Here is a 14,064-nt window from a genome sequence, read left to right as displayed (position 1 = left end):
TCGTGATTCAAGGAGCCCCGATGCACTACGACCCGAGCGACATGGACCGGTTCCGCAGTTACGGCGACGAGCTCGCCGACGCCACCGTGGCGGCCCTGTTCGAGCGAGGCGAGATCGGCGAGTTCAACACGCTCATGCGCTACTTCTCCAGCGCCGGCCAGGACCTGCCCGACGGACTCCCCGAGCCGGCACGCGAATACCTCGAAGCCACCTCGATGCCGCCGTCATGGATCGACTGGGACCAGATGGAGCGGGCGCGGTTGTTCTTCATCGACAACAACGTGCACATCTCCACGGCGCTCTCGTTCGCGTCGATGCCCGCGTGCTACGTCGTCCCGCATGTCGCGCGACTGCTCAGCGCGACGCACTCGCTCAAGTACCCGTCGAAGCGGATGGCCGAGACCGGGCAGTTCACCGTGTTCCTCATGCAGCCCGACGCGTTCGAGGCCGGCGGCCGGTTCATCCCCGCCGCGCAGAAGGTCCGGCTGCTGCACGCGTCCATCCGCCACCACCTCGCCCAGGGGGGCCGCTGGGATGTCGCCCGGCTCGGCACCCCGATCTGCCAGGAGGACATGATCGGCGGGCAGATGCTGTTCTCGCTGCTGGTCCTCGACAGCCTCGACCGGCTCGGGATCCAGATGAGCACCGAAGGCGCCGAGGCGTACTTCTACGCCTGGCGGGTGGTCGGCGCGATGCTCGGCGTTGACCGAGAACACGCCCCCGCCGACCTCGAGAGCGCCCGCCGCTTCCTCGACCTGTACCTGACCCGCCACATGGGACCGTCACCCGAGGGCGCCGACCTCACCCGCCAGCTCATCGAGTTGTACGAGGAGGTCGTACCCGGGACGTTCTTCGACCCGATCGTCAGCGCCATGATCCGCCACCTCATCGGCGACACCTGCGCGGACTGGCTCGACGTGCCGCGCTCCACTTGGGACGCCGTTGCGAGGGTGGCGCCGTCGCTGCTGCGGGCGGTCGAGTCGGTCGAGGAGCGCTCGCCGCTGGGAGCGTGGGGCGTCGACCGCCTCGGTCACCTCGCCACCGTGTTCCAGCTCAGTTCGCTGACGCGCGGCCGGGTCATGCACTACGCCATCCCGGAGGAGCTGAAGCCGGACTTCGGGGTGCCGACCAGCGGCGGGCGTTGGACGCCGCCGAGGACGACCGTGAGGTCATGACCTACGGCCGCTTCCGTCAGCTGCGCACGTGGCCGCAGGAAGCCGGGACACGTGCCGCGCCTGGTCAAAGCCGCGGAGCCCGAGAGAGCGCCCTCCCAACGGACCGAGGCGCGCGAGGGACCGGGTCCGACGCCAATACTGCTTGCAGACCAGGCGGTCCCGGGTGAACACCGTGAAGTTGTTCCCGTTGACGAAGACGTTGCCCGCGAGCGGAAAGGAGCCGTTCAAGAGCGGGGAGCCGTGAGCCATGGCGGCTTCATTCCTCGTATCCCGAATAACAACTGGAGCGCCAAATGGAGGACTTCGCCGGACTTCGCCGATTCGATGCTTCAAGAACGGGATTTCTCGTGCTTCAGTACATCTCCACCGGCCATGGAATCGATTCCATTCTCGGCCACGAAATGATTACGGACCGTTGTGCGAGAATATCGCCGATCCCTTATAACCGGCAGCCTAACCGGAGGCGAGACATGCCGAGCATACCGACCAGTACGAAACTCCTCAATGCACTGTTGCGGCCCACGCTCGCCGGTCAACGCACTCCGGACCGCATATTCAATCTCCTCCTCACCAAAGCGGAACGCGACGCGAACTGGAGCGCTCAAGGCGATGAGGCGTTCGTGGAGGACTACCGCCGGCTCTTCCACGCTTTCGCGGAGATGGACCGCCTCACGGCGATCGGCTGGCAGGCGGTCCAGGCCGATATCCAACTGCGGCTTCAGAACCGCCTGCGGATTCGGCGACTGCATCACGACCACCCGGAAATCGGCCGCGAGAAGATCGCCGCGCCGATCTTCATCGCCGCCCTCCCGCGCACCGCCGCCACCCTCACCCGCGGCGTCCTCGCCCGCTCGGCGAACCACCGCGCCCCGCTGCTGTGGGAGATGGTTTTCACCGACATCGAACTGCCCGAGCGCGAGCGGCGCGAACGCATCAAATCGGTGGCCGCTCTGTACAGGCAGTTGAGCAGGCTCGCCCCGAAGTTCCACGACACCTATGGTTTCGATGCCGAGCAGCCGTGGGACTGCTCGCAGTTGCTGCCCCACGGCGCGCAGCACCTCACCCGCGCGATCCTCCCGGATTACGTCGAGTGGTTGTACAAGCGCGATTTCAGGATCGACTACCGCCACCTCAAGGCGGCGCTCCAGGTCCTCCAGTACGGCCGGCCGCCGACCCGCTGGGTGGTGGAGGCGTCGGCGAACCTGGCCAACTTCGCGGTGATCAGGGAGATCTTCCCCGATGCCAAGATCGTCTGGCTCCACCGTGATCCGGTCACCGTCGTCGGGTCGATGTGCAGCCTGATCGAGACGTCCATGGCGCTGCATGTCCGCGGCCCCGATCGGCACGCGATCGGGGCCGTGTGGCTGAAGCTCATGGCGACCATGATCGAACGAGCGCGCGCCGACCGCATGGAGCTGCCGCGCGACGCCGTCATCAACGTGCCGTACCCGCAGCTCGACGCCGACGCACGCGCCAAGCTGCCGGTGCTGTTCGAGCGGGTCGGCACCCCGTGGACCCAGGCGGACTCCGGTCGGCTCGAGGAGGTCCTGGCCGGCCCGGGGATCGGGCGCGCCCACGAGCACGATCTGAGCCGCTACGGCCTGACGAGCACCGACGCCGAGGCCGCCTTCGGCGATTATCCGCTGACCATCCCGTACATGCGGCTCGACTGAAGTGGGCAGAGGAGCACCGACATCGCGGTCAGTCCGTGGTGAGCGCACGCATTGCCGTGCCGCGGAGCATGCCGAGGAACGCCCACGCGGTGTGCTCGAAGCCGTTCACGATCGTCTCGGCCCCGGCGCGGCGGCCGACGCGCCGTTGCCGGTCACGGACCCGTACGCCCTCGATCCGGCCGAACACCGCCTCGCGAGTCGGACCGGCGCCGAACGTCCCGCGACCGTCGACCAGGACCGCTGAAGGTCAACGAGTTCGATCGTCAAAGGTGCGGCTTCGAGCCCCGGTAGTACGCGACGGCGCCCGGGTGCAGGGCGACCGGATAGGTTGCGATGGCCACGCGGACGTTGAGGTGTTCGGCTTCCGGGTGCGCCTCACGCAGCGACAGGCGTTTCTCGAACAAGGACTCGGTGATGTCCTGCGCGAGCTCGGCGTCCATCGATTCGTGCACCAGCAGCAGGTTGGGCACTCCCACCGTGGCCACCGCTTCCGCTTGGCCGTACGTGTGGGCCGGTATCGACAGCTCGGAGAACAGTTCGCCGTACCGCTCGCGGAGCGGGGCGACGTATTCGCTGAGGCTGATGAGGCGGATCGGTTCGGATTCGGCGAACTCGGCGATGGCGGTCGTCGGCAGGCCGCCGGACCAGAAGAAGGCCGCGATTCGCCCCGAACGCAGCGCCTCGAGGGACTCGGCCAGGGAGAGCTGAAGCGCCGTGATGTCGGTCTGGGGGTCGATCCCCGCGATGTCCAGGAGGCGGTCGGCCATCAGTTCGGCCCCTGAATGCTCGGCGCCGACGGCCACCGCGTGACCGCGCAGATCGTCCAGAGTGGCGATCGGCAGGTCGGCGTCGACCACTAGGTGCGTGTAGTTGTCGTACAGGCGAGCCAGCGCGGTCAGCGGTTGGGCCTCGCCGAACGGTGCTTGGCCGTCCACTGCCAGGGCCGCCGCGTCGGCGAGGGCGAAGCACAGGTCGGCCTCGCCCTCAACGACCATTCGCAGGTTCTCCAGTGACGCCGCGGTCTCCACCACCGCGACTTCGGTGTCGAGTTCCCGGGTCAGTAGTTCGGCGATGCCGGTGCCGTAGGCGTAGTAGACCCCGCCCGCCTCACCGGTGGCTATGGACAGTGGCGGCGCTTCGGCGCTGTCGCTGCACCCGGCGCTCAGGGCGACCAGCAGTACCGCGGCGAGTCGGCCGATCAGGCGGGTCGCGATGCCGTTCATGTGCGCGGCCTCGATTCGATTCCGTCAGGATCGGTGCGGTGCAGCGAATCCGGCAGCGTCGCCTGGGGCGGCGGCAATGTGATCCGGGCGTCGATGCCGCGGGGCTCGGCCGGTGCCAGGTGCAGTCCGCCGTCGGCCATGTCCAGGAGGGTGGCGACGATGGCCAGCCCGAGTCCGAACCCGCCGGTGTCGCCCGGGTGGTCATGGCGCCACAGCGGGCGCACCGCCGACTCCAGGTCGGTCTCGGGCAGGCCGGGTCCGTCGTCGATGACGTGGACGTGCACCGGGCCGTCGGCGGACCGGCGCACGTCGACGGTGACGGTGGCGTGCGGGCCGGCGAACTTCAGCGCGTTGTCGATGAGCACGTCCAACGCCTGGTCCAGGGTGCCCGCGGGTGCCAGAACGGGGGCTGCGAGGTCGCCGGTCTGCCGCAGGCTGCTGCCGCTGCGGGCGGCGACGGGCCGCCAGGCGAGGATGCGCCGCGCTGCGATGTCCGCGGCGTCGGCGACGAACCGATCGGTCGGTTTCGCTCCGGTCCTGGCCACGGCCAGCAGTCCGTCGCAGATCCGGGTGAGCCGGTCGACCTCGTCGAGCGCCAGGGCGTGATCCGCTTCGCCGCGCTCGCCGAGATGGGCGTTGAGGTCCTCGACTCGGAGTCGCAGGGCCGCGAGCGGGTTTCGAAGTTGGTGGCTCGCATAGGAGACGAAGGTGCGCTGCCTATCGACCAGTTCGGTCACGGTGTCGGCCATGGTGTTGAAGGAGTCGGCCAGCCGGCGGAGTTCGGGTGGTCCGGCGTCGCCGCGGACGCGGGCTCCCAGTCTGCCCTCGGTGATGTCATGGGTCACCTGGTCGAGTTCGGCGACCGGCCGCAGCATCCAGGCGGTGAGGGGGCGGGCCGCCGCGAGTCCCACGGCGAGCGCGACGAGCACGGCGATGCCGAGCACGCCCCAGCTTCGCATCGTCGCGGCGCGGAGCGATGCGGTCGGTGAGACGGTGGCCACGGCCCCGATGACCTCACCGCCCCTGCCCACCGGTTCTGCCACGATGATGGGCCGGCCCTGCCAGGGCCACAACGGTTCGATATCGGCCGACCGCTCCCCCGCGAGGGCCGCTCGCAGCCGTCGCTCCAATCCGTCGTCGGTGAGGTCGGCCTTGGAGCCGGAGGCCGCCACCGGTACTCCGTCGCGCCCGATGACGACGGTGCTGATGCCGTAGATCTCCTCGTATCCGGTCAGCTCCGCGGTGAGGGCGACCAGCTCGCCGGTGCGGATCGCGGGTTCGGCGATGCTGGCGAACCGCGCCGTGTCGCCTTGGCGGTCGATGAACATCGTCTGCGTCTCTTGTGTCGCCAGAGTCGCGGCCAGGGGCACCGCCAGGCCGGCCATGATGGTGAACAGCAGGGACAGGTAGGTGAGCAGGAGTCGACGGCGCATCAGCTCACGGCCTCCCGGCGGAGGTGTCGGCCGCGGGGCTGGGCACGGCGAGCCGGAATCCGATGCCGCGCACGGTCTCGATGAGCGGCGGTGCGCCCAGTTTGCTGCGCAGCGAGGACATGTGGACGTCGAGGGTGCGCCCGCCGCTCCAAGTGCTCTGCCACACGTCGATGAGGAGCCGTTCGCGTCCCACCACCGCCCCCGGGCAGCGGGCGAGGGCGAGGAGCAGGGCGAATTCCTTTCGGGCCAGGGCGAGGGGGGAGCCGTCGCGCCAGGCTTCTCCGGTGTCCGGATCGATGCGCAGCGGGCCGACGTTCATCGCCCCGGAGAGCCGCGGCTTCGCCCTGCGCAGGACTGCCTCGATGCGCGCTTCGAGTTCGACCATGGAGAAGGGTTTGACGACGTAGTCGTCGAATCCGTTGCGCAGGCCCTGGACGCGATCGGTCACCTCGCCGCGGGCGGTGACCGCGATGATCGCGGTGTCCGATCGGGAGCGCATCGCTCGGCAGACGTCGATGCCGTCCCGGTCGGGCAGGCCGAGGTCCAGCAGGACCACATCGACCGGTGGCACCGCCAAGGCGGCAGCGGCGGTGGTGGCCTTCAGGACTTCATAGCCACGCCGCTTGAGCGCGGCGCACAGCGCATCCGCCATCCGGGTGTCGTCTTCGACAAGGAGGACCTTCACTCCACCGAGAGTATCGGAAAGCGACACAGGTCACATTGGCTGAAACTTCCGATTTGTCATGGTATGCAGGCGGATTCGAGCGCTGGTAACACCCTTTCCGGCGACCCTACCGACGCGTGAGCAGCCGTGATACCTGTGCGACATCAAACGAAAGATCAGTCAGGACAACCCTTCCGGGCGAGGGCATATCAACTGAACGGATGACTGTGTGTAAGGCCTTCCTCAAGCTTGTCGACATTTCATTGTGATGAGTGTCGTGTGTCACCTACGTTTCGGTTCAACCACCTCCCATGTCCAACCTCTCGAGCGGCGTCGCCCACCGGCCGTCGCCGAACCAGAAGGAGCGAATGTTGAAACGAGCCCGAACCGCCGCGATGCTCGCAGCGGGCACTTCCACAGTCCTGGCCGTGGCCCTGGCCGGCTGTTCGCAGCCGGCCGAGAGCGACGCCGCCGCCGAGCACGAGATCAGCAGCCTGTCCATTGCGACCGGTACGACCAGCGGCGTGTACTACCCCGTCGGCGGCGCGATGGCCGAGATCATCAGCGACCACGTCGACGGCGTCACGGCCACGGCCGAGGCCACCGGGGGATCGCTGGAGAACCTCCGGTTGCTCGAATCGGGCGACAGCGAAGTGGCCATCGCGCAAGGCGACGTGGTGTACCAGGCGGTCAACGGCGAAGGCGCGTTCGACGCCCCCATCGACCTGAGGGTGCTCATGGTGCTCTATCCGAACGTGTACCACGGGGTGTCGCTGCAGTCGATCGACGAGTCGCTCGGCCTCGACTGCTTCGCGGACATCGAGGGCACGCGCTTCTCGGTGGGAGCGCCCGGCAGCGGCAACGAGGTCGCCACCGACCTGGTGTTCGACGCCCTCGGCATGTCCTTCGACGATGTCGACGTCCAGCGCTACGCCTATGCCGAGACCGCCGAGGCGCTGCGGGCCGACCAGATCGACGCGGGCTCATGGGTCGTCGGCGAAGGCCACGGCAGCCTCCGGGAGCTCGAAGCCACCGCCCCGATCCACCTCATCCCGATGTGCCCCGACGAAGTCGACGCCGTGACCGAGCAGTACCCCTTCTACACACCGCACACCATCGCCGGCGGCACCTACGCCAGCGTGCCCGACGACGTGGACACGATCGCCCTGTGGAACGTGCTCGTCGTCGACGCCGACTTCCCCGACGATCTCGCCTACGAGCTCGTTGAGGCCATGTACGGCCAGGTCGCGATGATCGACCAGGTCTACGAGCCCGGTGCGCCCTATTTCGTGCCCGACAGCTTCGCCAACAGCCCCGTCCCGCTCCACCCGGGCGCGGTCCGATACATCGAGGAGCAGGGACTGGCGGTGCCGGACCACCTGCAGCCGTAGCGGACCGGCCCGGCATCGGGCCGCCGCCACGACCACTCCCCCTCCAAGCGCGAGCGGCGGCGGCACTCCCGCTGGCGCGGTCCGCCGCCGCTCCGCACCGTTCAAAGCCCCCGCGAAACTCGGAGAACCCGATGTCCAAATCCGCCCGGTCCCTGCCGGACGCCGAAAAACCGAAGCAAGTCGAAGCGAACGTCCCCGAACCGCCCGACCCGCGGCCGCTGTGGCAGCGCCTGGCCGCCGACCGCTGGGGCGAGACCGCCCTCGCCCGACCGGCGGGCGTCGTCGTCCTCGCGGTGGCCGTCCTGCTCGGCGCGTTCCAGCTCTACACCGCGCTGTTCCTGTCGCTGAACTCCTACCACCAGCGCGTGGTCCACCTGATGTTCGTGCTGGTGCTGGTGTTCATGCTCAAACCCGCCGCCAAGCGGCGATGGGCACGCCGCCTGCCGATGGCCATCGCAGACCTCGTCCTCGTCGCGGTCGCCGTGGCAGTCAGCCTCTACCCCGTGGTCGAATACGACTCGATCCTGCTGCGCATCGGCGACCCCAGCGACCTCGACGTCGCCATGGGCACGGTGATGGTCCTGCTGCTCCTGGAGGCGTGCCGCCGGACCATCGGCCTGTTCATGAGCGTTCTGGTGGCCGTGTTCCTGGCGTATGCCTGGATCGGGCCGCTGCTCCCCGACTTCCTCGCGCACCGCGGATACACCTTCCAGCGGATCTCCTACCACAGCTTCCTGTTCCAGGAGGGCATCTACGGTCTCGCACTCGGGGTGGCGGCCACGTTCGTCTTCATGTTCATCTTCTTCGGTGCGCTGCTGGAGAAGACCGGAGGCGGCAACTTCTTCATCGACCTGGCGAACTGCCTGACCGGGAAGTACCGCGGAGGTCCCGCGAAGGGCGCCGTCGTGGGCAGCGCCTTCATGGGTTCGATCTCCGGCAGCGCCATCGCCAACACCGTCACCACGGGCGCGTTCACGATCCCGATGATGAAGAGGGTCGGCTACAAGGCGCACGACGCCGGCGGAGTGGAGGCGGCCGCGTCCACCGGTGGACAGCTCCTGCCGCCCATCATGGGCGCGGGCGCCTTCGTGATGGCCGAGATGATCGGCGTCCCCTACGCCGAGATCGCGCTGGTCGCCATCATCCCGGCGCTGATGTACTTCGCCGTCGTCTTCCTCTTCGTGGACATCCTGGCCCGCAAGCAGGGCATCGGCGGCATTCCGGCCGGGTCGCTCCCTCGGGCCAGAACGATTCTCGCCCAAGGCTTCCACTTCCTGGCGCCGTTCGCACTGCTGGTGTACCTGCTGTTCCAATACGTCGCGCCGATCAAGGCCGGACTCTGGGCGGTCGTCGCCCTGTTCGTGGTGGCCATGCTGCGACGGTCCAGCCGACTGAGCCTGCGCGATCTCGCCGAGGTCTTCGTACTGGCGGCCCGGAACACGCTCACCGTGTCGGTGGCGACGGCCGCGGCCGGAATCGTGGTGGGAATGGTCGGGCTCACCGGCCTGGGCCTGCGATTCTCCGGCATGATGGTCGACTTCGCGGGTGAGAACCTGCTGCTGATGCTGCTGATGATCGCCCTCGCCTCCTTGGTGCTCGGCCTCGGCCTCCCGGTGACCGCCTCCTACGTGGTGCTGGCGGTGCTCGCCGGCCCGGCACTGCTCGACCTGGGGCTGCCGATCATCGTCGCCCACATGATCATCTACTGGCTGAGCCAGGACTCGAACGTCACGCCTCCGGTGGCGCTGGCGGGATTCACCGCTGCGGGCATCGCCGGAGCCAGTCCGATGAGGACCAGCTTCTCGGCGTGGAAGTTCGCCAAGGGCCTCTATCTGATACCGCTGCTCATGGCGTATTCGCCGCTCCTGCTCAACGGCAGCCCCGCGGAGGTGGCGCTGGCGGTGGTCACCGGCATGGGTGGACTGTTCGCGTTCGCCGTGGCGCTGGAAGGCTACTGGCTCACCAGGACCACGCTCGTCGAGCGCGTGGCCATGGTCGCGGCCATGGCGCTGATCGTGGCACCCCGGTTCGTGTTCGACGCGATCGGGTTGGCGCTGGTCCTGGCGGTGGCGGGCGTGCAGCTGTGGCGGCATCGGACCGCCGAGCCGGCGCACCGTTGAGAGTGGTGCGAACGGTGTCGCACCGCTCCATGAGCTCGGTGCGACACCGACAGCGGCGGTCGGCCCCTCCGCGGCGCGGTCTCCTACGCCGCAGTAGGGCGGCACACCTTCAAGCCCTTGGAGGCCCGCAGTCTGCGGGACGGCACAGCTCGGTCAGAGTCCTATGTACTCGGTTCGCGCGACGATGGGCCTGCCGGGAGCGTTCGGCATCTCCCGGAGGGGCCGGCACCGAGGGGCCGCGGTCCGGGCGGGCTCATCGTGGTCGACAAGCTGCCGCCGGACGTACGCCTCCCCTGACCGGCAACGACAGGTTCACGGAAGCCACACGGTTTCACCAAACGAACGCTTGTCGGTCCCCTTTTCTATGCTCACTCGCATGGAACACAACGACCCCGTTCGCCTTCCTGACAGCTGGACTGCGCACCTCCTGCCGTGGCGCGGCAAGCGCCTCGGTCCCGACATCGACACCGACGCCACCGCGCCGACCCAGGTCGCCGAGCGGATCGCCCACCACCGCAGCCGGATCGAGACGGCGCTGCGCCGGCCCGAGAACAAGCGGTGGGCCGACGCGGCCCTCGAACACCTCGACGGCAGCCCGAGTCCCGAGGGCGCGGCCGTGGTCTTGAACGTCGCCGAGTCGGGTCAGTACTCGGGCCAGATCGCCCCGGACCGGCGCAACCTGCACCTGGACGCGTGGCTCCGCGAGCACGGCCTGCCGTTCGCCGCAGCGGCGACGGTCGGGGCGATGCCGCTCCAGAGCTGGTTCCCCGATTACCGGAAGATCATCGCGGACAAGCATCTCGGCGAGATCGAACCGCACCATGCGGCCTGGTACTGGTTCTACATGCGCGACACGATCATCCGCGTGCGCGCGCTCCTCGCGCGCGCTAGCGGCAGCGAGTACGCGGCGGCCGTCGCAGCGGTCGGGGCGCACCGCACGAGTCCGGTGCGGCGCATCGCCGCGGCGCTGCTCATGCCCACCGAGCTCGACTGGGTCGCGGAGGCCTGCGCCGACCAGTCGGCGGGGGTCGGCTTCGAGTGGGCCCTGCGGTCCATGGCCACCACCCCTGAGCACGTCGCCGCCGCCAAGCGGCCGTTCATCCGCAAGGACGCCCTCAGCGAGCAGACCGTGGCGATGCTGGTCGACGCCATGGGGGTCGACGCCCTGCCGGTGCTCGGCGCGACCCTGACGCAGGCCGAAGCGCTCACGGCCGCCCAGCGCTCCCTGGTGCTGCAGGCGATCGGCCTGCTGCCGGGCGACGCCGCACCGCTGTTCCTGATCGACCACCTGCGGGTGCCCGGCACGCTCAACGCGCTGTTCGCGATGGCCGCACTGACTCCCGAGCGGGTGGCTCGGGCCGTCGCCCAGCGCTCCCGCGACGCCGCACCGGGGCTGCGAGTCAAACTCGCCGGGTTCGCCAGGACCGCCCCGGGGCTGCTCGAAGCCGCAGCGCAGGACCTCGAGTCCTGGCACCGGGAAGCGATCGCCGAGCTCGTGGACGACTCCCTGCTCGTTCCGTCCGCACCTGGTGAGGCGCTGCCTCCGCTGCTGGTGTCCCCGCCCTGGGCAAGGAAGCGCGCCAAGCGGAAAGAGGTGGTCATCGAAGGGCTCGCGCCCTCGTTGGCGGACCGTCTCGTCTGGACCGAGGAGGAGCGGCTGCGCTGGGCCGGGCTTCAGGAAGAGGACATCAGCTGGATCCAGGATGGCTTCTGGGACAACGATATCGCCCGCGCCCGTAAGCATTCGCGGTTCCGGGACGCGACCTACTTCTTCGCGTGGGCGCCGTTCGACGTCGCCGAGGAACTGCTCGACAAATGGGACGGCTCGGCCGAGGACCCGCACGTGATCGAGATCGAGCGGATGCTCGGCCGGTTCGGACTCCGGGTGCTCGAGCGCTTGACGCCGCATCTCAAACGCGGCACGAGCTACACCCCGGCGATCATGCCGATCCAGAACCTGGAGGCGGCGCGGCTCGCCGCCGACAGACTGACCCGGCTCAAGTCCCTGCGGCCCTTGGCCAGACAGTGGTTCGTCCGGCACAGCGCCGCGGCCGCGCATCTGCTCGTTCCCGACGCGCTGGGCAGCGACAAGACGTTGCGCCGCAACGCCGCGAACGCACTGCGGCACCTCATCGCCGTCCACGGTGCCTCGGTGGTCGTCGATGCCGCCAAGGAGTACGGCGACGAGGCCGTCGCCGCGATCGGCGCGCTGATCGACGCCGACCCGCTCGACCCCGGCGAGATCAAGATCCCCAAGGCCCCTGTCTGGGCCGACCCCGCGATGCTGCCGCAGGTCCTGCTCAAGGATCGCGAGACGGCGCTCCCGGCCGAATCCGTCCGGCACCTGACCACGGTTCTCTCGCTCGCCTCCCCCGATTCGCCCTACGCCGGAATCGATGTCGTCGCCGAGACGTGCGACCGCGACTCGCTCGCCGCGTTCTCCTGGGCACTGTTCGAGCTGTGGATCGCCGCCGACGCGCCGTCCAAGGACGGGTGGGCGCTGACGCAGCTCACGCACTTCGGCGGTGACGACGCGGTTCGTGAACTCACGCCGATGGTCCGCGCCTGGCCGGGTCAGTCCCAGCACAAGCGGGCCGTGGCGGGCCTGGAGGTCCTCGGAGCGATCGGCACCGAAGCGGCGCTGCGCGCGATCCACGGGATCTCCGAGAAGGTGAAGTTCAAGGCGCTCAAGGAGAAGGCGACCGAGCTGATCCAGATGATCGCCGCGGACCTGGGATTGACCACCGATCAACTCGGCGACCGGCTCGTGCCGGACTTCGGCCTCGGCGGCCCCTCCGAGGAAGGCGGCTCCGCCTTGGTCCTGGACTACGGCCCCCGCCAGTTCAAGGTCGGCCTCGACGAGCAGCTGAAACCGTTCGTCACCGACATGGACGGCAAGCCGCGCAAAGACCTGCCGAAGCCCGGGGCGTCGGACGACGCGGAACTGGCCGAGGCCGCCCGCAAACGCTTCTCACAGTTGAAGAAAGACCTGCGCACCGTCGCCAAGGACCAGATCGGGCGCCTCGAACGCGCGATGATCGCCGGACGCTCCTGGACCGCGGCCGAGTTCCGCGCCTTCTTCGTCGACCACCCGCTCACCTCGCACCTCGCCCGCCGCCTCATCTGGCTCGCCGAGACCGACGGCACGCAGGCGGCCTTCCGTATCGCCGAGGACAAGAGCCTCACCGACGTCGAGGAAGAGGACTTCACCCTGCCCGAGGACGCGACCGTCAGCCTCATCCACCCGGCGCGGCTCGGCACCGACCTCAGCGTGTGGGGCCAGATCCTGGCCGACTACGAGATCCTCCAGCCGTTCGACCAGCTCGGCAGGCCCGTCATGGCCTTCACCGAGGAGGAGCTGGCTACCGGGCGGCTCACCCGCTTCGTCGGCGCCACAGTCGAATCGGTGCGGCTCCTCGGCATGACCCACTGGGGCTGGCAGCGCGCCGCCCCGGAGGACGGCGGTTGCGAACCGGGCCTGTGCTTCCCGCTGCCAGGAGGCGGGTTCGTCGTCCTCTCGCTCGACCCGGGCATCTACGCCGGCAACCCTGCTGAGCTGCCGGAGCAGCACGTCGTCGGAGTCTGCCTGTCCCACATCGAGGACTACTCGGCGTACGAGCGGCAAGGGCGCTCGCATCCGACCGAGATCGACCCGGTGTCCGCCTCCGAGATCCTCATCGGCCTCGCCCGGATCACCCAGACCTCGTGAAGGAGAACCAGACCGTGGCCCCCCTCCCCGACGAGGACGAGCTCGTCCTGCCCGACACCTGGACCGCGCTGCTGCTTCCGAAGCGCGGCAGACGGCTCCACCCCGATCTGCGGCTCTACGCAAGGGCCGCCGCCGACGTCAAGAACCTTCTGCGGCGCTACGATCAGCGGCTCCGCCGGCGCTGGCCACATCCGAGTACGCCGGCTACACCGACGCCGCCCACGCCTATCTCGCGGACGAACCGGATCCGCGCGGCGCCGGGGCCGTCACCGCACGCACCCACCACTGCCCGAACCGAGTACCGCGACAACCGCGGTTGGGTTCGTGAGGACCTGAACGTCTGGCATGCGGTCGAGCGCCCGAGCATCCGGCCGCCGCCGGTCTGTCCAAGATCGACCGCCACACGGTGGACCGGACCGCTGTCGCCGCCCTCATGGACGGGATCGGTACCGCCAGTCTGCCGATCCTGGCTGCGACGCTCGAACAGTCCGCCCCGCCCTCCGCCGAATAGCGCCGCACCGTCCTCAAGGGCATCGCCTTGCTGCCCAGCGACGACGCCGCGGCCACGAGACCCCCAGTGAGACGATCACGCAGGTCACAAGCCTGCTCGACGCGGAACCTGCGGCCGATCGAGGACTTCCCTGGCGCGTCACCGGGGCCGGATGACGGCTCTGGC

At 69.0% G+C, this 14,064-nt stretch carries 9 protein-coding genes; 6 read left to right on the top strand and 3 right to left on the bottom strand.

Annotated features, from left to right (window positions below; translation table 11 throughout):
• Positions 1-20: 20 nt before the first annotated feature.
• The 3 genes from JHY01_RS09760 (at position 21) to JHY01_RS09750 (ending at position 3,092) form a co-directional block, all read left to right on the top strand.
• Positions 21-1,175: an oxygenase MpaB family protein gene (locus tag JHY01_RS09760; RefSeq protein WP_205325444.1), complete on the top strand. Its 1,155-nt coding sequence runs from the start codon at positions 21-23 to the stop codon at positions 1,173-1,175.
• A 293-nt stretch (positions 1,176-1,468) separates the two neighbouring features.
• Positions 1,469-2,848, top strand: coding sequence for a sulfotransferase (locus tag JHY01_RS09755; RefSeq protein ID WP_205325443.1), 1,380 nt, complete (start codon positions 1,469-1,471; stop codon positions 2,846-2,848).
• A 91-nt stretch (positions 2,849-2,939) separates the two neighbouring features.
• Positions 2,940-3,092 carry a hypothetical protein gene (locus tag JHY01_RS09750; RefSeq protein ID WP_205325442.1) on the top strand — a complete coding sequence of 51 codons (153 nt, stop codon included), beginning with the start codon at positions 2,940-2,942 and terminating at the stop codon, positions 3,090-3,092.
• A gap of 19 nt (positions 3,093-3,111) precedes the next feature.
• On the opposite strand, the gene JHY01_RS09745 is transcribed toward JHY01_RS09750, so the two are convergent.
• From JHY01_RS09745 to JHY01_RS27690, 3 genes are read right to left on the bottom strand one after another with little or no spacing between them, the layout of a single operon-like run.
• A complete protein-coding gene (locus JHY01_RS09745; RefSeq protein WP_205325441.1) occupies positions 3,112-4,071 on the bottom strand; it encodes a TAXI family TRAP transporter solute-binding subunit in 960 nt (319 codons plus the stop codon).
• Positions 4,068-5,504 (bottom strand): HAMP domain-containing sensor histidine kinase, encoded by a 1,437-nt coding sequence (locus JHY01_RS09740; RefSeq protein ID WP_205325440.1) that lies wholly within the window; start codon positions 5,502-5,504, stop codon positions 4,068-4,070. The genes JHY01_RS09745 and JHY01_RS09740 overlap by 4 nt, the downstream gene beginning before the upstream one ends.
• Before the next feature lie 4 nt (positions 5,505-5,508).
• Positions 5,509-6,189, bottom strand: a complete 681-nt coding sequence (locus tag JHY01_RS27690) for a response regulator transcription factor (RefSeq protein ID WP_205325439.1) — start codon at positions 6,187-6,189, stop codon at positions 5,509-5,511.
• A 350-nt stretch (positions 6,190-6,539) separates the two neighbouring features.
• On the opposite strand from JHY01_RS27690, the gene JHY01_RS09730 reads away from it, so the two are divergent.
• From JHY01_RS09730 to JHY01_RS09720, 3 genes are all read left to right on the top strand, one after another.
• Complete coding sequence (locus tag JHY01_RS09730) at positions 6,540-7,559, top strand: TAXI family TRAP transporter solute-binding subunit (protein WP_205325438.1); 1,020 nt, start codon at positions 6,540-6,542, stop codon at positions 7,557-7,559.
• 131 nt (positions 7,560-7,690) lie between these two features.
• Positions 7,691-9,679, top strand: coding sequence for a TRAP transporter permease (locus tag JHY01_RS09725; protein WP_205325437.1), 1,989 nt, complete (start codon positions 7,691-7,693; stop codon positions 9,677-9,679).
• A 376-nt stretch (positions 9,680-10,055) separates the two neighbouring features.
• A complete protein-coding gene (locus tag JHY01_RS09720) occupies positions 10,056-13,388 on the top strand; it encodes a DUF4132 domain-containing protein (RefSeq protein ID WP_205325436.1) in 3,333 nt (1,110 codons plus the stop codon).
• The last annotated feature ends 676 nt before the right edge of the window (positions 13,389-14,064 follow it).

The sequence above is a fragment of the Glycomyces sp. YM15 genome (assembly GCF_016918015.1).
In the GTDB taxonomy this organism is placed as follows: Bacteria; Actinomycetota; Actinomycetes; order Mycobacteriales; family Micromonosporaceae; genus Glycomyces.
This window is presented reverse-complemented; position numbering and strand designations above follow the sequence as displayed.